Consider the following 18215-nt stretch of genomic DNA (forward strand, 5'->3'; position numbering starts at 1 on the left):
CATGTCCCGCAGCAGTCGTCTTCTTGATCTGGTGCAGATCCTGCGCCGTCACCGTTACCCCGTTTCCGGCGCCTCGCTTGCCGGCGATCTCGGCGTGAGCCTGCGTACGCTTTATCGCGACATCGCCACGTTGCAGGCCCAGGGAGCCGATATCGAAGGCGAGCCCGGGCTGGGCTACATTCTCAAGCCCGGCTTCCTGCTGCCACCGTTGATGTTCACCGAAGACGAACTCGAAGCTCTGGCACTGGGCGCCCGTTGGGTGGCCAGTCGTGCCGATAGCGGTTTGGCATCGGCTGCCAGCCACGCTTTGGCAAAAATCGCCGATGTTGTCCCGGAGGATCTCAAGAGCCGGCTCGACGCGACCAGCCTGCTCGTCGGCTCGACGGCCGGCCAGGTGCCCGACAAGGTGGACCTCGCCGAAATAAGGCGGGCGATCCGCCTCGAACGGATTGTCGACATCGCCTATGCGGATGGGGCCGGCAACCTGACGGAGCGCCGGATCTGGCCCGTTGCGCTTGGCTATTTCGACAAGCTCCGCATGGTCGTTGCCTGGTGCGAATTGCGGAACGATTTTCGCCATTTCCGCACCGACCGGATCAGCGCCATCAAAAGCGAGGACAAGCGCTATCCTCGCCGCAAGACCGTGCTTCTCAAGGAATGGAAGCGCTCCTCGGGCATTCCGGATGCGGCATTCAAAACCAATGCTGACAAAAACTGACAGCATGTGTCGATAGATCCTTGCTTGCCGGCACAAGGACCGGCGCGAAAGGATACGACCATGACCCCCAATTTCAATTTGCTCTATGTTGCCGATGTGGAGCGCTCAAGCCAGTTCTACAACCAGCTGTTCGGCGCCAATCCTGTCGAACAGTCCCCGGGATTTGCTCTTTATGTTCTGCCCGGCGGCCTGAAATTCGGGCTCTGGAAGAAGGACAATGTCGAACCCGCAGCCACACCTGCCGGCGGCTTCGAGCTCGGGCTGCCCGTACAATCCGATGCCGAAGTGGATCGCATCGCCGGCGAATGGCAGGATCGCGGCATTGCCATCCTGCAGGTGCCCACGACGATGGATTTCGGCCGGACCTTCACCGCCGCGGATCCCGATGGCCACCGCCTGCGCGTCTTCAGCCCGGCGAACCAGCCATGAGCGCCTGGATCGGGGTCGCCTCGGCGGACCATGTTGCCCGCGGCAAGGCTGGTGGCTTCATGCAGGTTTGCCACGGCAAGGCGGCGCCTCTGAGGCGCATTCACGCTGGCGATCATGTGTTCTACTATTCCCCAACCCAGACGTTTGGCGGCAAGGACCGGGTGCAAGCCTTCACCGCCGCCGGTATCGCCAGGGAGGGTGAACCCTATCGCTTCGACATGGGGGATGGTTTCATCCCCCACCGTCGCAATGTCGACTGGTTGCCGACACGCGATGTCCCCATCCGGCCCCTGCTCGACCGGCTCGAACTCACACGCGGGCAGGCTTCCTGGGGACAGGCTTTCCGCTACGGTCTCGTCCGGATCAGCGAGGCCGACGCCGACGCGATCCTCAAGGCCATGGAACCGGTCATCTGACTCCATGCAATGCGACCAAAAGCGCAGCGGTTTTCGTTGCGCTTTCCGGTCAAAGGCGCTATTTCCCCGGCCATGAGCGCAGATCCGACCTCCCTTTCGACTTCACAAGCCGCGCCGTGGCACGTCGCGGCCCTCTATCATTTCGTTCCTTTTGCCCGCTTCCGCGAATTTCGCGAGCCCCTGCAGGCCTTCTGCGAAGCCAATGGCGTCGTCGGTTCGCTGCTTCTGGCACACGAGGGGATCAACGGAACCATTGCCGGCCCGCGCGAAGGGCTGGATAACGTGCTTGCCTATCTGCGCGCCCAGCCGGAACTTGAAGGCTTGCAGCACAAGGAAAGCCTGGCATCGAAGAAGCCTTTCCTGCGCATGAAGGTGAAGCTTAAGAAGGAAATCGTCACGATGGGGGTCGAGGATTGCGACCCGCTGAAAGTGGTCGGGACCTATGTCGATCCCAAGGACTGGAATGCGTTGATCACCGATCCGGATACGATCCTGATCGATACCCGCAACGATTACGAGACCGCGATCGGCATCTTCAAGGGCGCCGTCGATCCCAATATCAAGACATTCCGTGAATTTCCGGCCTGGGTGCAGGAGAATAGCGGCCTGCACAACAAGCCGAAGATCGCCATGTATTGCACCGGCGGCATTCGCTGCGAAAAGGCCACGGCCTATATGAAGGACCAGGGCTTCGACGAGGTCTACCACCTCAAGGGCGGTATCCTGAAATATCTCGAGGACGTGCCGGAGGAGGAAAGCCTCTGGGAAGGCGCCTGTTTCGTTTTTGACGAGCGTGTTTCTGTGGAACATGGATTGCGCGAAGGCGGCCACCGCCTTTGCCGCGCCTGCCGCTATCCGCTGACCGCCGAAGACCTGGTCTCGCCCGCCTACGAGGCCGGCGTTTCCTGTCCGCACTGCATCGAGGTGCATACGGACGAAGACCGCAAACGCTACCGTGACCGCGAAAAGCAGATCGCTCTCGCCAAGTCACGCGGCCAGTCCCATCTCGGCTAAGAGCCACAAAGGTAAGACCATGTTTGAAAGCCTCACCCTCGCCCCGCCCGACAAGATCCTCAGCCTGTCGGTGATGTATCGCAACGATCCCCGCGCCGAAAAGATGGATCTCGGCGTCGGCGTCTACAAGGACGCGACCGGCGCGACGACCATCATGAAGGCGGTCCGGGAAGCGGAAAAGCGCCTCTATGACGGCCAGACCACCAAGACCTATGTCGGCATGGGCGGCGACGATGGCTTCAACAAGGGCATGATCAGGCTGGTTTTCGCCGACAGCGTTTCGGCCGACCGTCTCTTCTCCTGCCAGACCGCTGGCGGCTCGGGCGCTTTGCGCACAATCGCCGAACTTCTCAAGAAGGCCCGCCCCGACACGACCGTCTGGCTGTCAGACCCGACCTGGGCCAACCATGCACCGATCGTGCATGCTGCCGGCCTCAAGACCGCCACCTATCCCTATTTCGATGCCGCGACCGGATCTGTCCGGTTCGAAGCAATGATCGAAGGGCTGAAGAGCGCCAAGGCGGGCGACACCATTCTTCTGCATGGATGCTGCCACAACCCGACCGGCGCCAACCTGACGCTGGACCAGTGGAAGATCGTGGCCGATCTGCTCGTCGAACGCGGCCTTTTCCCCTTTGTCGACCTCGCTTATCAGGGTTTCGGCGACGGGCTCGATGAAGACGCCGCGTCGGTGCGTCTCCTCGCCGGCATCGTCCCGGAAATGGCTGTGGCCTCCTCCTGCTCGAAGAACTTTGCCGTTTATCGCGATCGCGTCGGCGCTGTTCTGCTTCTGGGCAAGGATGCGGAAGCCACCAAGATCGCCGGCAGCCAGGCACTGTCGGTAACGCGCGTCCTCTATTCGATGCCGCCGGACCATGGCGCTGCTGCCGTCCGGATCGTGCTCGAAGATCCGGCCCTTTACGAAGCCTGGAAGACGGAACTTGAGGAAATGCGCTCGCGCATGCTCAACCTGCGCAAGGGCTTTGCGGAAGCGCTGCGCCAGCAGTCCAACTCCAGCCGTTTCGACTTCATTGCCGATCACCGCGGCATGTTCTCGCGTCTCGGAATCACCGAGGCACAGGTCGATGCCCTGCGGGAAAAGTTCGGCATCTACATGGTCGGCGACAGCCGCTTCAATGTCGCCGGCCTGAAGGAAGACAAACTCGAAGATCTGGCAAAGGCTGTTGTCAGCGTGCTCTGAGGCAATCTGGCTGATAATTTTCTCAGAAGGCGGGTTTAGACCCGCCTTTTCTGTATCCAACACATATTGACAACTAGTTGTCTATATGGCAACTAGTTGTCATATGGAGGATGCATAATGACACAACTAGTCAAGACGGAAATCCTAACCGAACTTTTGCTCACGGTATTCCGGATCAATGGAAAGCTGCTACAAGACGGCGATGTTCTGACAGCGCCCCTCGGGCTGACGAGTGCCCGTTGGCAGGTCTTGGGTGCTATCGCTCTTTCCGGTGCAGCCCAAACAGTGCCGGATATCGCAGGGAAGATGGGCATGACCCGTCAAGGCGCACAGAAACAGGTCGACCGGCTGCAGGCAAACGGTCTGCTCGCTTCCAGGCCGAACCCACGTCACAAGCGCTCACCGCTTTACGCGCTGACAGATGAAGGCACGCGCGCCTACTCGGCAATCAGCGAGCGCTACAGCAAATGGTCCGAAGCACTCTCAGATCCGCTCGAGCAGGAGTTGCTGGAAAAAGCGATGTATTGCCTGACCGCCATCGAAGCCCGTCTAGCAGACGTGGACCCAACTGATCCGAAATCATAGGTGAATGATGAAGCCCCTGATTCATGCAAGCGCTGGCAGCATTGCACTGGCGCTGGTGTCCTTATTCATGCTATCCACCGTAGCAAGCGAACTTTTACTGGACCATGCGGCGATTCTACTTGTGAAAACGACCATCATCTACACCATGCCATTATTGATCGTGACCATGGCCGTAACTGGTGGATCTGGTGCCAGCCTATACAAAGGTCGGACAGGCGGCATCACGGAAGCAAAGAAGAGTAGGATGAAGCTAATCGCCATCAACGGCGTCTGTGTCATGGTGCCGAGCGCTCTTGTGCTCTATTACTGGGCCACGCTTGAAAAATACGATTCCGGTTTCTACCTCTTGCAGGTCATCGAACTAATCGGCGGCATGACTCAATTTACGCTGCTTGGGCTCAACTTTCGCGACGGCCGGAAAATGACCGCCCGCCGACGTCAGCTAGCAAGAACGAACAAGGCTCAATGAGAGCAAGCGAAAGTATCACACTCTGTTCTAGATCTAATTACGAGACGGACACCTCACCGCGGGTTTCAGCAAAATTCCCCTTCGGGAATTCCTGCGCCAGTGCGGAATACCACTTTCCACTCTTCTTGACGGTGCGAACCTGGGTTTCGTAATCGACATGGACGAGGCCGAAGCGCATCTTGTAGCCCTCCGCCCACTCGAAATTGTCCATCAGCGACCAGGCGAAATAGCCCCGGAACGGATAGCCCTCCGCAATCAGGTCGGCCGTGACACCCAGATGGTCAACGTAATAGTCGAGGCGAGGCTGGTCATCCACTTCGCCATCCGGACCGACCTCCATATTGTAGCAGGCGCCGTTTTCGGTGATGTAGCATTCCGGCAGGTCATAAGTCGCATAGAGATCCTTGACCAGCAGGCTGAGGCCGGAGGAATCGATCTCCCAACCGATATCAGTCTTTTCCGAGTGAACCGGCGGGGCCTGGATATGGGCCGGATAGATGGCTTCCGGATCGGGATCGACGGTGACGCGCATCGGAGTATAATAGTTCAGGCCCCACCAGTCGATCTTCTGCGAGATGGTCTTCATGTCGCTATCGTCGATCTTCGGCATGATCGGGCCGAGCGCCTCCAGAAGCGGCGCGGGATATTCGCCCTTGAAAATCGGGCCAAAGAACAAGCCGTTGTGAAAATCCTTGGCGCGGACCGCAGCCGCAAGATCGGCCTCGCTATCCGATGCCGGGATCACGGAATGGGCGTTGAAAACGATGCCGACCGGCAGCTTCGGCGCTTCCGAGCGGATCGCCTCCACCGCAAGTCCATGCGCCAGATTGGTGTAATGGGCGGCATGGAGCGTCGCTTCCATGTTGCGCTCGCCCGGGGCATGAATGCCGAGCAGATGCGACAGGATGACTGAGCACCAGGGTTCGTTGAAAGTGGCGACCGCATCGAGCCGATCACCCAACCGGCGGATGACCGTCTGCGAATAACGCTGGAACGCAAGCGCCGTCGAGCGCGATGTCCAGCCGCCATCCCCCATCAGTGCCAGCGGCAGATCCCAGTGATAAAGCGTCGCGAAGGTCTTGATGCCACGCGCCTTGCATCCGTCGACCAGCCGGTCGTAGAAATCGAGGCCCTTTTCGTTGAGAGGGCCAATTCCATCCGGATAGATGCGCGGCCAGGCAATCGAGAAACGATAGGCTTCGACACCCAGTTCCTTGATCAGGTCGAGATCCTGGTCCAGCCGGTTGTAGTGGTCGCAGGCAACATCGCCATTGTCACGATTTTGCACCCGGCCCGGCATGTTGGAAAAGGCATCCCAGATGGAAGCCTTGCGGCCATCGGCCTTGGTCGCGCCTTCGATCTGAAACGCGGCGGTAGCCACGCCGAAAACAAAATCGCCCGGAAAGCGGGCTGCGAGCTTCTTCGGATCCATTCTGGCCTCCCGGTGCGTCTGCAAGGTTACAGATCGAATTTCAATCGATTATAATGAAAGAGCGGAGCATTACTAGCTCCGCTCCCTTTCAATTGCAAGCCGCAGCTTTCAGACCTTGACCCAGGCGCTGTTACGGCGCGAAGAGGCAACGCAGGCCTCGACGAACGCCACGCCTTTGACCCCGTCGGCAACGGTGGGATAGATGACGGCAGGATCGACCGGCAACCCCTTGCGTCTTGCATGGATCGCTCGAGCCGCCTCGCTATAGATTGTCGCAAACCCTTCGAGATAACCTTCCGGATGGCCGGACGGGATGCGGCTGACGCGACCGGCCGCGGCATTGGCGCCGGCACCGTTGCGGGTGATCAGCTGCTTGGGCTTACCGAATGGCGTGTACCAGAGATAGTTCGGATCCGCCTGCACCCATTCGATGCCGCCCTTGGTTCCGTACACACGAAGCTTGAGGCCATTCTCATTGCCCGGCGCCACCTGGCTGCACCACAACATGCCCTTGGCGCCGCCCTTGAAGCGCAGCATCACATGGGCATTGTCATCGAGCTGGCGACCTTCCACGAAGGTATGGACGTCGGCCGACAATTCCTCGAGTTCAAGACCCGAAACGAAACAGGCGAGGTTGTAGGCATGGGTGCCGATGTCACCGGTCGAGCCGCCCGCACCCGATTGCTTGGGGTCGGTGCGCCAGACCGCCTGCTTGGCACCGGTCTTCTCGACTGCTTCCGTCAGCCAGTCCTGCGGATATTCGGCCTGGACGAGCCGGATTTCGCCGAGATCGCCGTTGCGGATCATCTCGCGCGCATGGCGGACCATCGGATAGCCGGTATAGTTATGCGTCAGGACGAACAGCGCATCCGATTCCTCGGCAATTTTCAAGAGCTTCTTGGCATCCGCCAGGTTCGATGTCAGCGGCTTGTCGCAGATGACATGGATACCGCGGCGCAGGAACTCCTTGGCGGCCGGGTAGTGCATATGGTTGGGTGTTACGATCGCCACGGCTTCGATACCGTTCTTGAGCTTGGCTTCGCGGATCGCCATCGAGCGGAAATCATCATAAGTACGATCCGGGGCGAGACCGAGTTCGGCACCCGACTGCCGCGCCTTTTCCGGCGTCGAAGAGAGCGCGCCGGCAACCAGTTCGTAGTGATCGTCAATGCGAGCCGCGATACGGTGAACCGCACCGATAAAGGCGCCCGAGCCGCCGCCCACCATGCCAAGCCGAATGCGCGGCTCGCGCTTTTCCGTGGTTCCTTCAATGGCCATGACCAACTCTCCCTTCCATTCGTTGCTTTTATCGGTTTGAAATTCTAGAGCCTTGGCAATCCTGAAGCCGAACGCTTTCCGTCAACACAACAGCAATCAACCAAGGCCTCATCATGCCCTTTCCCGATCCGGACCGCATCTATCCCATCACCCTCGAGGACGGGACGCCTTACCGGGAAACGATCTTTCTCAGGAATGCGGTGAAGCATCCGCGGATTGAAGCCGGCGAATACAGTTATTTCAGCCACGCGCGTCCGCTCGAAGAGACCGCGTCCCTGCTCGCGCCCTATCTCTACCCCACCAGCCGGGAAAAGCTTGTCATCGGCAGATTTTCCCAGATCGGTCGAGGCGCCTTTTTCATTACCAGTTCGGCGAACCACCCGATGGAGGGCTTCACCACCTATCCGTTCCGGATTCTCCGTCTCGACAATCCCGAAGGCTATCCCGACCTGCCGAGCCGCGACACGATCGTCGGTCATGACGTCTGGATCGGCCATAACGCCACCATCATGCCCGGCGTGACGATCGGACATGGCGCGATCATTGCGGCACAATCGGTCGTGACCCGCAATGTCCCACCCTATGCTGTTGTCGGGGGAAATCCTGCACAACTGATCCGAATGCGTTTCGAGCCTCATATCGTCGACAAGCTCCTCGCCATTGCCTGGTGGGACTGGGATATCGCCAGGATCGAACGCCAAATGTCGGCGCTTGAAACCGGCGATATCGACGCCCTTTCCGCAGCCGGTTAAATTCCCAGCATGCGGCGGTTGGCGGCCTCGTCGGTTCCGCCGCCGGCAAAATCGTCGAACGCCTTTTCGGTGACGCGGATAATGTGATTGCGAACGAATTCCGCACCTTCACGGGCGCCGTCCTCGGGATGCTTGAGGCAGCATTCCCATTCGACCACGGCCCAACCATCGAAATCATTGGCCGTGAGCTTCGAGAAGATCGATCCGAAATCCACCTGGCCATCACCGAGCGAACGGAAGCGGCCGGCACGGTTTACCCAGGACTGGAACCCGCCATAGACGCCCTGACGACCGGTCGGATTGAATTCCGCGTCCTTGACGTGGAACATCTTGATCCGGTCCTTGTAGATGTCGATATGGTCAAGATAATCCAGGCATTGCAGCACATAATGCGAAGGATCGTAGAGCATGTTGGCGCGGGCATGATTGCCGACCCGTTCGAGGAACATCTCAAAGGTCACACCATCATGCAGGTCTTCGCCGGGGTGGATCTCGTAGCAGACATCGACACCGCTTTCCTCGGCATGATCGAGGATCGGACGCCAGCGGCGCGCAAGTTCATCGAAACCGGTCTCGACGAGACCGGCCGGGCGCTGCGGCCAGGGGTAGAGGAATGGCCAGCACAGAGCTCCTGAAAACGAAGCCATGGCATTCAGCCCGAGATTCTTCGAGGCAGACAGGCACATTTTCACCTGCTCGACCGCCCAGGCCTGGCGCGCCTTGGGATTGCCACGAACCTCCGGTGCCGCAAATCCGTCGAACGCTTCATCATAGGCCGGATGAACGGCCACGAGCTGGCCCTGCAGATGCGTCGAAAGCTCGGTCACCTCGACGCCGTTCTCGCGCGCGATGCCGGCAAATTCGTCGCAATAATCCTTCGAGGCGGCGGCCTTGGCGAGATCGATGAGGCGACCATCCCAGGACGGCACCTGCACGCCCTTGTAGCCGATATCCGCTGCCCATTTGGTAATCGACTTCCAGGAATTGAACGGCGCTTCGTCACTTGCAAATTGCGCCAGGAACAATGCCGGTCCCTTGATCGTCTTCATGAAATCCCTCCCTAACGTCACCTGCAACGTTGCCGTAACGGTTTATCTCAATCGATTAGAGTGTCAACGACCAATCATGGTCGATACAAAATCTGCCCGGACGAGCCGGGCAGATCAGATTTTTCGGGAATTCCGGCTCAGAACGGCGAGTCGGGGAAGTAGTAGGCAGCGGCATTGTCCTTGGTGATCAGCGTCGCATCCAGCGTATAGGTGCCGTGAACCGGAACCTGGTTGAAGATGGCGGCGGCCGTCAGTTCCATGGCGGTGCCAACCATTGCCGGCGGATAGAGAACGTCGACCGGGATCATCTTGTCGCCATCCATGACACGCTTGATCATGTCCTTCGAACCGGCACCGGCAACGACATACTGGATGTCGGTGCGCTTGGCCTGTTCGATGGCCTGCAGAACGCCGACAGCCATGTCGTCATCCTGGCACCAGACCACATCGATCTTCGGATACTTGGTCAGATAGTCCTGCATGACCTTGAAGGCATCGTCGCGGTTCCAGTTGCCGAACTGGCGATCGAGAACCTTCACGTTCGAGCCGGCAATGCCCTTGTCAAAGCCATCCTGGCGCTGCTGGTCAATCGGGATCGGCATGCCGCGGATCACGACGACTTCGGCATCGGGCGTGTTGGCCTTGATGTACTGGCCGGCGACTTCGCCGAGGGCTGGATTGTTGCCGGCTACATAGAGATCACGCACCGAATTGTCGAGCACGGACGGCGCGCGGTCGACGATGGTGACGAACGTACCGGCCGCCTTGACTTCCTTGATGGCGTTGACAAGCTGGTCCGGGTCGGTCGGCAGGATCACGAGCGCATCGAGACCCTGAACGGCAAGGTCCTGCACAGCGTTGGCCTGGCTTGCCGGATCGGGCGAGGTCTTGACGATGACCTTGGCATCCGGATGTTCCTTGCGGATCAGTTCGGCAACGCGCTCGGCATGATAGACGACACCGGCAGTCCAGCCATGGTCAGCGGCCGGGATGGACACGCCGATGGTCTTGGTTTCCTGAGCCATGGCGGTCGTCGCGAGGGCTGCGGCCAGAAATGCCGCTCCCAATACCTTCTTAAACATTTCTCACTCCCTTGCTTTCTGGGTCTTTCCTCCTCCGAACCGGGCGACCCGTTGACCCGATCCCTGCTACGATTTCCGAACCAGCGAGCGCTGGACGAGCATCGCAATGATGATGATCGAGCCCTGAATGGTGCTGATCAGATATTCGCTGATGAAGTTGGACAGCAGCATGATGTTGCCGACCAGTTCGAGAATGAAGGCGCCGCAGATGGTGCCCCAGACCCGGCCCGCGCCGCCCTTGAGCGCCGTGCCGCCGACAACCACCGCCGTGATCGCCTGCAATTCCCAGAGAATGCCGGTGGTGGCCGATGTCGAGCCAAGGCGCGGCACATAAAGAAGAACGGCAATCGCCACGCAGAGGCCCTGGATGACAAAGGCAATGGTACGGACCCGATCGACGGTAATGCCGGAATAACGGGCGACATCGCGGTTGGAACCGACCGCAACCACATGGCGCCCGTAGCGGGTCCGGTAAAGAATGAAGGCGGCGACAGCCGTCACGGCAAAGATGATGACGATCGGCACCGGAATGCCAAGGATCGAGCCGAAATAGACCGGGCGATAGATTGTCTGCAATTCCGGCGATTTGAGCGTGATCGCTCCACCCTGTGACAGCCAGGTCGTCAGGCCGCGAAAGATGCCCATGGTACCGAGCGTCGCAATGAACGGCTCGATCTTGCCAAGCGTGGTGATAAGACCGTTGGCGAGACCGCAGGCCGCGCCGGCAATGAGCGTGAAGACGACAGCCGCCACCAGCATCAGATGGGGATCGGCAATGGCGCCCGAATTCATGAAGATGATCATGAGGCTGGCAACGAAGGCCACCATCGAACCCACCGAAAGATCGAGATCGCCGGACGAAATCACGAAGGTCGCACCGACGGCGATAATGGCGATAAACGCGCTGCGCGTTGCAACATTCGCCAGGTTCGCTAGGCCGATGAAATTCGGATTGACCAGCGCCCCGACGATCAGAAGCAGGATCAGGGCAGCAAAAGGCGCGACGGCCCTGAGATCGATATCCTTCCAGTTCCGTGCCGGCTTGGCCTGAGCGGCCATTTCTTCCTGGGCAGTCATGTTCCGTTCCCGTCCTTCACCCGAACTCTGTTTGAGGGCGTGGCCTTAGGCCGCATCCTGTTTCTTCAAACCGGCCGCATAGCGCATGATTTCACGCTCGGAGATCTCCTCCCCTTCGAGCATGCCGACGATCCGCCCTTCCCGCATGACGGCGACCCGGGTGCAAAGCCCGATCACTTCCGGCATTTCCGAGGAGACGACGATGATCGTATGGCCATCGCGCGCCAGTGCCGCGATGAAATGATAGATCTGCTGCTTGGTGCCGACATCGATACCGCGCGTCGGCTCATCGATGATGATGATCTGCGGCTCGGTCTCCATGACCTTGGCCAGAAGCAGCTTCTGCTGGTTGCCGCCCGACATGCGCCCGGCAACGATGTTGGCATCGCGTACCCGAATATCGAATCTGCGCTTTGCCCTTGTCATGGCCTCCGCTTCGCTCTTCGGATCGAGATAGAAGAGCCGGCTGTGCCTTTCGAGCGATTGCAGCGTGAGATTGGCCGTCATGCCGGCATTCAACAACAGGCCTTTCGACTTGCGATCCTTGGTCATGTAGGCGAGGCCGTGCGCATTGGCGGAAAGCGCATCGCCCGATGCCATTGGCGCGCCGTTGATGCGAACATCGCCGGCAACGCGCGGCCTAAGACCCGCCACCGCCTCCATGAGCTCGGTGCGCCCGGAGCCAATCAGGCCCGAAAAGCCCAGAACCTCCCCCTTGCGCACCTCGAAACTGGCATCCTTGACGAAACCGGTCGACAGGCCGCGGACGGACAGGACGATCTCACCATCGACATCGGGCTCCCGCTTGCCGGGATAAAGGCTCGACAGCTCGCGACCGACCATCAATTGCGCGATCGCCTCGCCATCCAGCATTGCGGTCGGCGCGGTCTTCACCCATTGTCCGTCGCGCAGAACCGTGACGCGGTCGGTCAGTTCCATCACTTCGTCGAGCTTGTGCGATACGAAGACAAAGCTTGTGCCGGCATCGCGAAGCTTGCGGACCTGCTCGAACAAAACCCTCGTCTCTTCACGGGAAAGCACCGCCGTCGGCTCATCCATGAAGACGACCCGCGCATCCCGACTGATGGCCTTGGCAATTTCCACCATTTGCTTGTCAGCGACCGACAGCGAGCTGATGAGCGCGTTTTCGTTGACGTGCGAGCCTAGGAGATCGAGCGCCCGGCGCGTTTCCGCCCGCATGCGCTTGCGATCGAGCATCCCGAAACGCGTGATCTCCCGCCCGAGAAACAGGCTTTCGGTAACGGTGAGATGTTCGGCGAGATTGAATTCCTGGTGAATGATGACGATGCCGAGCGCTTCTGCGGCACCATTCGCCGGCAGTTTGACGGATTTGCCGTCGAGCAGGATCTCGCCCGAAGTAGGCTGTTCGAAACCGGAGAGAATCTTGACCAGCGTCGACTTGCCGGCTCCGTTTTCACCCATCAAAGCATGGATTTCGCCAGCCTTGAGATCGAAATCAACACTGAACAACACCTGCACGCCATTGAATGACTTGCAGATTCGCTTCGCAGCCAGAACGGTGCGCGCACCGTCGACAGCCTCCGGCTTCATGAAATCCTCCCCAGCGGCTCCCATCCGCATGCCGTTATGTAAACCTTTACATGATTGATGTAAAGGTTTACATTCATGACATTGGTGGATTTTCCGGCCAGTCCCATTTGACCTGCCGGTCAGTCTGTGTAACTTCGCGACTGCAACACGACCTCAAGGCTGACAGCAGTGACGAATTCCTCGCCGGCAACAATCGAAGACGTCGCCAGGATTGCCGAAGTGTCGATCGCGACGGTCTCGCGCGCCATCCATACGCCGGAGAAGGTCGCCAATTCGACGCGGCTCAAAGTCAACCAGGCGATTGCCATCACCGGCTATACGACCAATGCCATGGCCCGCAGCCTGAGGCTGGGTCGTTCGAACATGATCCTCGTGGTCGCACCCGATATCGGCGATCCGAACTTTTCCAGCATTCTGGTCGGCCTTGAAAACGAAGCACGGTCACACGGTTACGGCGTGCTGATCGGCCATACCCAGAACGAACCGCAACGCGGCCTCGAATATCTGAAATTCCTCAATTCCAACCAGGCCGCCGGAATGATCCTGTTTACCGGCATTCTGCCGTTCGGCCACCAGAGCATGACCGCAAGGCTGCCACCGAGCGTCGGCGTCTTCGAACCCGTCTTCAACGGCGGCATTCCGTATGTCGGCGTGGATGATGTCGCTGGCGCGCGTAAGGCGATCGATCTTCTGATTGCCGAAGGCCATCGTCGCATTGCCTTCATCGGCGATTCACGGACGAGACTGGCCTTCAGTCGTCGGCGCGAAGGCTATGAGGAGGGTCTGGCCGCAGCCGGCATTCCGCAGTCCGCCCGCATCATTCTCGAAGGCGATGGCACCATCGAAAGCGGCCGGCTGGCGCTTGAGCAACTGTTCATGCGCGACACGCTGCCAACAGCCTTCATGTGCGTGAACGACCAGACGGCCATCGGTGTCATGCTGGGATTGACCGCACGCGGCTATGATATTCCGCGCGATTTTTCCGTCACCGGTTTCGATGATGTTCCACAGGCGACCTTCATCAATCCGACCCTGACGACCCTTCGCCAGCCCCGGACGGCGATCGGCCGTCAGGCGATGGCGCTTCTCCTGCAACTGCTGGCAAATGAACACCCGGATGAAACGGAATTCCTGCTGATGCCGGATCTCATCGTCCGCAACTCGGTCAGCCGGCCGCGCAGCGGCAAATAGGTCATCCCGTTCAGGCAGGGTGAAAGAGGCGGCGATCGAAGGACCGCCGCCCCCATTTCAATCAGACGTAGCGATTGACGATGTTTTCCAAGAGTTCCTGCTTGCCGGATTTCGGCTGCGGATTGACATTGGTCTCGCGAACCCAGCTTTCGACCTCTTCCAACGTGTAACCGCCATCGAGCATCTTGCGGGCTTCGGTATTGTGCCAGCCGGCATAGCGGGCATCGAGCGGACCGGACAGTGCCTTGTCCTCGATCATCTTCGCTGCAGCTTTCAGGCCGCGCGCGCAGCAATCCATGCCGCCGATATGGCCGATCAGCAGATCTTCCGGATCGAGCGACTGACGACGAAGCTTGGCATCGAAATTGGTGCCGCCCGTCGTGAAGCCGCCACCATCCAGCACCTGGTAATAGGCGAGCGCCATCTCCGGCACATTGTTGGGGAACTGGTCGGTGTCCCAGCCGGACTGGTAGTCGTTGCGGTTCATGTCGATGGAACCGAAGATGCCGAGCGCATTGGCGAGCGCCAGTTCATGTTCGAACGTATGGCCGGCCAGGATCGCGTGTCCCTGCTCGATATTCACCTTCACCTCGTTTTCGAGCCCATACTTTTTCAGGAACCCGTAAACGGTGGCAACGTCGTAATCGTATTGATGCTTCGACGGTTCCTGCGGCTTCGGTTCGATGAGAATGGTGCCCTTGAAGCCGATGCGGTGCTTGTAATCCACCACCATGGTCAGGAAGCGGCCCATCTGGTCCATTTCCTGGCGCAGGTTGGTGTTGAGCAGCGTCTCATAACCTTCGCGACCGCCCCAGAGCACGTAGTTCTCGCCACCGAGTTTCTTGGTGGCGTCGATGCAGGTCTTCACCGTCGCGGCGGCAAAGGCAAACACATCCGGATCCGGATTGGTCGCCGCACCCGACATGTAACGACGATGCGAGAAGAGGTTCGCCGTGCCCCACAGAAGCTTCACGCCGGTTTCGGCCTGCTTCTGCGCGAAATAGTCGACGATTTCCTCGAGATTGCGGGTATTTTCGGCGAAATTGGCGCCTTCCGGACGCACATCGGCATCATGGAAGCAGTAGTAGGGCGTGCCGAGCAGCTGGAAGAACTCGAAGGCGACATCAGCCTTCAGCTTGGCGGCCGCCATCGTATTGTCGAACCAGGGACGCTCGAACGTGTTACCGCCGAACGGATCGGTACCCGGCCAGACGAATGTGTGCCAATAGGCGATGGCAAACCGCAGATGATCTTCCATGCGCTTGCCCAGCACGATTTCATCGGGATTATAATGCCGGTAGGCCAGCGGATTGGTGCTCGCAGGCCCTTCATACTTTATCTTCTGGATATTGCCGAAAAATCCGGTTGTCATGGTGTTTCCTCCGTTTGGTTTCAGCCGGCGAGACCGGCAATGGCGGGATAGAGTTTGCGGTAGCGTTGATAGGCAGCCTCATAGGCCGGGCGATGGGCGGCGACGGGCTCGATGGTTTCAGCCGTTTTCGGTGGCGTACAGACCGAAAGAGGATCCGCACCGGTCGCCGCAATCAAACCGAGACGGGCAGCGCCGAATGCCGCCCCGAAATCGCCGTCGGCGGGAATATCGACGGGAACATCAAGCGCGGTCGCGATCGATTTCAGCCAGTAGCGCGACCGTGAACCGCCACCGATCGCCGTAACCCGCCCGATCGTGGTGCCAGCACTCTTCAAGGCTTCGAGATTGTCGCGGATGGCGAAGCTGACGCCTTCGAGCACGGCCTGTGTGAGAACGACGCGCGAAGATTCATGACCGAGACCGGTAAAGACGCCACGGATGGCAGCATCATTGTGCGGTGTCCGTTCTCCGGAGAGATAGGGCAGGAAAGTGACTGAGCCCGGTGCCTGAAGTTCGTTCCCCAACTCCGCTGTTAGCGACGCAGCACTCTCGCCGGCAATGCCGGAATACCAGTTCAGGGCGTCGGTTGCCGAGAGGATGACCCCCATCTGATGCCAGGTGTTGGGAAGCGCATGGCAGAAGGCGTGAACCGCACTCGCAGGATTGGGCAGATAGGACGCGTTGGCAGCAAAAAGCACGCCCGAAGTACCAAGCGAGACGAAAGCGGCGCCCTCGGCAACTGTTCCCATGCCGCAGGCCGATGCGGCATTGTCGCCCGCGCCGCCGGCAATAACTATACCGGTTCCCATGCCCCATTTAGCTGCGAGTTCACCTCTCAGGATTCCAGCCGGCTGAGTGCCCTCGACCAGCTTCGGCATCTGCTCAACCGAAAGCCCGGTCGCGGCAAGCAACTCGCTCGACCAGGCACGCTTGCCGGTGTCGAGCCAGCTCGTGCCGGCAGAATCTGACATTTCCGAAAGATGCTCGCCGGAAAGCCAGAGGCGAAGATAGTCCTTGGGCAGCAGAACCTTGGCGACCTTGGCGAAGATATCCGGCTCATTGTTCTTCACCCACACCAGCTTGGGCGCCGTGAAACCCGGGAAAACGATATTGCCGGTTATTGCCCTGAAGCGTGGATCGGCGTCGAGTTCGGCGGCCTCGCGATAGGATCGCGTGTCGTTCCAGAGGATGCAGGGCCGCAGCACCTGGTTGTTGCTGTCGAGCAGCGTTGCGCCATGCATCTGGCCGGACAGGCCAATGCCGCGAACCGCAGCGAGCTCTTTCGGATGGCTTTGCTTGAGCTGGCCGATCGCCTCCTCCGTAGCGCGCAGCCAATGCGACGGATCCTGCTCCGACCAACCCGGATGCGGCCGTGAGACATCAAGATGCCCGGTCGCCGAGCCGATGATTTGCTGGCCATCGTCCATCAACATGGCCTTGACGCCAGATGTGCCGAGATCGAGCCCGAGATACATGTTTCCTCCCTGCCCTTTCAGGGCAAATTGTCTTTCAGAAAGATGTCGATGCGGATGCGTTCCTGCGCTGCGATGACCGGCGTCCCGTCGGATTTCGCCTTCATGACCCGGATCGCCGCGCGCACCTCATGGCCCGCATCCTGATTGAGAATGACATCGATGACGCCGCCCTCGAGCGCAGCTCTGGTATGGTCGGTCAGTTCATGTGCGATCGCGACCGGTCGCGGCCCGGACGGCATCAACGAGAGAGCGGCGATAAGACCACGGTTGCCCGCACCGAGATTGTAGATGCCGACAAGCCCTTCCGCTTCCGCAAGGAGACGTCGCGCGGCCGCATCGACGCGGTGGGGATCGTCATGGCATTCTTCGGCTGGCAGAATGACAAGCGACGGATTGATCTCCGCCAGACGCTCGCGAAATCCGATGAGGCGGTCCTGGTGGTCGCGCACGAGCATGGAGCCAGCGATCACGCCGATCCTCCCCGTCTTGCCGGCCAGGAAGCGCGCCATGAGGCTGCCGGCCGTGCGACCGGCTGCGAGATTGTCGACACCCGCAAAATGATCTCGGTCGAAACCTTCGAGATCGGAGACGAGCGTGACGATCGCAACGCCGCTGGCTTTCAGCGCCAGAAGTTCGCGGCGCACCTCCTCCGTATCGACCGCAACCACAGCCACACCTGCCGGAGGATCGTTACGCAGAGCCCGCAAGGCAGCAACAAGTGCTTCGGCATCGAAAGCCGGAACTTCGACCATCACGATTTCAGTGCGTTCGGCGATCGAGCGGGTCTTCGCCTCCTCGATCTGATGTCGAAGGGAGACCATGAAGGAATTGTCGCCGGACGGCACCACAAAGGTGAGCGGATAGATGCGCCCCTTGGCGAGATTGGCCGCTGCGACATCACGCACGAAGCCGATGCGCGCAATTGCTTCCTCGACGCGCGACCGGGTGCTGGCCTTGACCCCGGGTCGGTTGTTGAGCACGCGGTCCACCGTCGCCAGGCTGACACCGGCAGATTGGGCCAGATCGTGTACAGTTGGACGCATGAATTCCTCCTGCAGCGCTCTTAGCCCAGATTTTGAGGTACGTAAATCATTTTCTTTCAA

General features: G+C 59.7%; 18 protein-coding genes. 9 read left to right on the plus strand and 9 right to left on the minus strand.

The genetic code is table 11. The features are described from left to right. Position 1 precedes the first annotated feature (1 nt). From Q4481_RS15660 to Q4481_RS15690, 7 genes are all read left to right on the plus strand, one after another. Entirely contained in the window at positions 2–718 is a 717-nt protein-coding gene (locus Q4481_RS15660) for a helix-turn-helix transcriptional regulator (RefSeq protein ID WP_304377325.1), read from the plus strand. 60 nt (positions 719–778) lie between these two features. Next, positions 779–1147, plus strand: coding sequence for a VOC family protein (locus Q4481_RS15665; protein WP_304377326.1), 369 nt, complete (start codon positions 779–781; stop codon positions 1145–1147). Beyond that, the gene (locus tag Q4481_RS15670; protein WP_304377327.1) at positions 1144–1563 is read left to right on the plus strand and encodes an EVE domain-containing protein; all 420 of its coding nucleotides are present in this window, start codon (positions 1144–1146) and stop codon (positions 1561–1563) included. The genes Q4481_RS15665 and Q4481_RS15670 overlap by 4 nt, the downstream gene beginning before the upstream one ends. 72 nt (positions 1564–1635) lie before the next feature. Then, positions 1636–2577 carry an oxygen-dependent tRNA uridine(34) hydroxylase TrhO gene (gene trhO / locus Q4481_RS15675; protein WP_304377328.1) on the plus strand — a complete coding sequence of 314 codons (942 nt, stop codon included), beginning with the start codon at positions 1636–1638 and terminating at the stop codon, positions 2575–2577. A 19-nt stretch (positions 2578–2596) separates the two neighbouring features. Then, positions 2597–3778: an amino acid aminotransferase gene (locus tag Q4481_RS15680; protein ID WP_304377329.1), complete on the plus strand. Its 1182-nt coding sequence runs from the start codon at positions 2597–2599 to the stop codon at positions 3776–3778. Positions 3779–3895: 117 nt separating this feature from the next. Next, positions 3896–4363, plus strand: coding sequence for a MarR family winged helix-turn-helix transcriptional regulator (locus tag Q4481_RS15685; RefSeq protein ID WP_304377330.1), 468 nt, complete (start codon positions 3896–3898; stop codon positions 4361–4363). 4 nt (positions 4364–4367) lie between these two features. Next, positions 4368–4832 carry a hypothetical protein gene (locus Q4481_RS15690; protein ID WP_304377331.1) on the plus strand — a complete coding sequence of 155 codons (465 nt, stop codon included), beginning with the start codon at positions 4368–4370 and terminating at the stop codon, positions 4830–4832. 37 nt (positions 4833–4869) lie between these two features. On the opposite strand, the gene Q4481_RS15695 is transcribed toward Q4481_RS15690, so the two are convergent. Both Q4481_RS15695 and Q4481_RS15700 read right to left on the minus strand, forming a co-directional pair. Beyond that, on the minus strand, positions 4870–6264 hold the full coding sequence (locus Q4481_RS15695; protein WP_304377332.1) for a GH1 family beta-glucosidase: 1395 nt from the start codon (positions 6262–6264) through the stop codon (positions 4870–4872). Between the two features lie 108 nt (positions 6265–6372). After that, the gene (locus tag Q4481_RS15700) at positions 6373–7542 is read right to left on the minus strand and encodes a Gfo/Idh/MocA family protein (protein ID WP_304377333.1); all 1170 of its coding nucleotides are present in this window, start codon (positions 7540–7542) and stop codon (positions 6373–6375) included. Positions 7543–7655: 113 nt separating this feature from the next. Here Q4481_RS15700 and Q4481_RS15705 point away from each other — a divergent pair, with 113 nt between their 5' ends. Next, the gene (locus tag Q4481_RS15705) at positions 7656–8294 is read left to right on the plus strand and encodes a CatB-related O-acetyltransferase (protein WP_304377334.1); all 639 of its coding nucleotides are present in this window, start codon (positions 7656–7658) and stop codon (positions 8292–8294) included. Here the strand turns inward: Q4481_RS15705 and Q4481_RS15710 are convergent. The 4 genes from Q4481_RS15710 to Q4481_RS15725 form a co-directional block, all read right to left on the minus strand. Then, the gene (locus Q4481_RS15710; RefSeq protein ID WP_304377335.1) at positions 8291–9343 is read right to left on the minus strand and encodes a sugar phosphate isomerase/epimerase family protein; all 1053 of its coding nucleotides are present in this window, start codon (positions 9341–9343) and stop codon (positions 8291–8293) included. The two genes, Q4481_RS15705 and Q4481_RS15710, sit on opposite strands and share 4 nt — an antisense overlap. Before the next feature lie 137 nt (positions 9344–9480). Continuing rightward, entirely contained in the window at positions 9481–10425 is a 945-nt protein-coding gene (locus Q4481_RS15715; protein ID WP_304377336.1) for a substrate-binding domain-containing protein, read from the minus strand. Positions 10426–10491: 66 nt separating this feature from the next. Continuing rightward, positions 10492–11484, minus strand: a complete 993-nt coding sequence (locus Q4481_RS15720; RefSeq protein WP_304377375.1) for an ABC transporter permease — start codon at positions 11482–11484, stop codon at positions 10492–10494. Positions 11485–11547: 63 nt separating this feature from the next. Beyond that, positions 11548–13074, minus strand: coding sequence for a sugar ABC transporter ATP-binding protein (locus Q4481_RS15725; RefSeq protein ID WP_304377337.1), 1527 nt, complete (start codon positions 13072–13074; stop codon positions 11548–11550). A gap of 168 nt (positions 13075–13242) precedes the next feature. Between Q4481_RS15725 and Q4481_RS15730 the strand changes: the two genes are divergently transcribed. After that, positions 13243–14265: a LacI family DNA-binding transcriptional regulator gene (locus Q4481_RS15730; protein WP_304377338.1), complete on the plus strand. Its 1023-nt coding sequence runs from the start codon at positions 13243–13245 to the stop codon at positions 14263–14265. A 61-nt stretch (positions 14266–14326) separates the two neighbouring features. On the opposite strand, the gene xylA is transcribed toward Q4481_RS15730, so the two are convergent. Genes xylA through Q4481_RS15745 form a run of 3 tightly spaced genes read right to left on the minus strand, consistent with a single transcriptional unit; the run spans position 14327 to position 18155 of the window. Next, the gene (gene xylA, locus Q4481_RS15735; RefSeq protein ID WP_304377339.1) at positions 14327–15637 is read right to left on the minus strand and encodes a xylose isomerase; all 1311 of its coding nucleotides are present in this window, start codon (positions 15635–15637) and stop codon (positions 14327–14329) included. Positions 15638–15657: 20 nt separating this feature from the next. After that, the gene (xylB, locus tag Q4481_RS15740) at positions 15658–17112 is read right to left on the minus strand and encodes a xylulokinase (protein ID WP_304377340.1); all 1455 of its coding nucleotides are present in this window, start codon (positions 17110–17112) and stop codon (positions 15658–15660) included. A 17-nt stretch (positions 17113–17129) separates the two neighbouring features. Further along, positions 17130–18155 carry a LacI family DNA-binding transcriptional regulator gene (locus Q4481_RS15745; RefSeq protein ID WP_304377341.1) on the minus strand — a complete coding sequence of 342 codons (1026 nt, stop codon included), beginning with the start codon at positions 18153–18155 and terminating at the stop codon, positions 17130–17132. Positions 18156–18215: the final 60 nt, after the last annotated feature.

Source organism: Fluviirhizobium alvei (assembly GCF_030551875.1).
GTDB lineage: Bacteria > Pseudomonadota > Alphaproteobacteria > Rhizobiales > Rhizobiaceae > Rhizobium_E > Rhizobium_E alvei.

What these genes read in the sequence shown, in the direction of transcription:
- Q4481_RS15660 (WP_304377325.1), top strand. Translation starts at nt 2, where the DNA reads ATGTCCCGCAGCAGTCGTCTTCTTGATCTGGTGCAGATCCTGCGCCGT.
- Q4481_RS15665 (WP_304377326.1), top strand. Translation starts at nt 779, where the DNA reads ATGACCCCCAATTTCAATTTGCTCTATGTTGCCGATGTGGAGCGCTCA.
- Q4481_RS15670 (WP_304377327.1), top strand. Translation starts at nt 1,144, where the DNA reads ATGAGCGCCTGGATCGGGGTCGCCTCGGCGGACCATGTTGCCCGCGGC.
- trhO (WP_304377328.1), top strand. Translation starts at nt 1,636, where the DNA reads ATGAGCGCAGATCCGACCTCCCTTTCGACTTCACAAGCCGCGCCGTGG.
- Q4481_RS15680 (WP_304377329.1), top strand. Translation starts at nt 2,597, where the DNA reads ATGTTTGAAAGCCTCACCCTCGCCCCGCCCGACAAGATCCTCAGCCTG.
- Q4481_RS15685 (WP_304377330.1), top strand. Translation starts at nt 3,896, where the DNA reads ATGACACAACTAGTCAAGACGGAAATCCTAACCGAACTTTTGCTCACG.
- Q4481_RS15690 (WP_304377331.1), top strand. Translation starts at nt 4,368, where the DNA reads ATGATGAAGCCCCTGATTCATGCAAGCGCTGGCAGCATTGCACTGGCG.
- Q4481_RS15695 (WP_304377332.1), bottom strand. Translation starts at nt 6,264, where the DNA reads ATGGATCCGAAGAAGCTCGCAGCCCGCTTTCCGGGCGATTTTGTTTTC.
- Q4481_RS15700 (WP_304377333.1), bottom strand. Translation starts at nt 7,542, where the DNA reads ATGGCCATTGAAGGAACCACGGAAAAGCGCGAGCCGCGCATTCGGCTT.
- Q4481_RS15705 (WP_304377334.1), top strand. Translation starts at nt 7,656, where the DNA reads ATGCCCTTTCCCGATCCGGACCGCATCTATCCCATCACCCTCGAGGAC.
- Q4481_RS15710 (WP_304377335.1), bottom strand. Translation starts at nt 9,343, where the DNA reads ATGAAGACGATCAAGGGACCGGCATTGTTCCTGGCGCAATTTGCAAGT.
- Q4481_RS15715 (WP_304377336.1), bottom strand. Translation starts at nt 10,425, where the DNA reads ATGTTTAAGAAGGTATTGGGAGCGGCATTTCTGGCCGCAGCCCTCGCG.
- Q4481_RS15720 (WP_304377375.1), bottom strand. Translation starts at nt 11,484, where the DNA reads ATGGCCGCTCAGGCCAAGCCGGCACGGAACTGGAAGGATATCGATCTC.
- Q4481_RS15725 (WP_304377337.1), bottom strand. Translation starts at nt 13,074, where the DNA reads ATGAAGCCGGAGGCTGTCGACGGTGCGCGCACCGTTCTGGCTGCGAAG.
- xylA (WP_304377339.1), bottom strand. Translation starts at nt 15,637, where the DNA reads ATGACAACCGGATTTTTCGGCAATATCCAGAAGATAAAGTATGAAGGG.
- xylB (WP_304377340.1), bottom strand. Translation starts at nt 17,112, where the DNA reads ATGTATCTCGGGCTCGATCTCGGCACATCTGGCGTCAAGGCCATGTTG.
- Q4481_RS15745 (WP_304377341.1), bottom strand. Translation starts at nt 18,155, where the DNA reads ATGCGTCCAACTGTACACGATCTGGCCCAATCTGCCGGTGTCAGCCTG.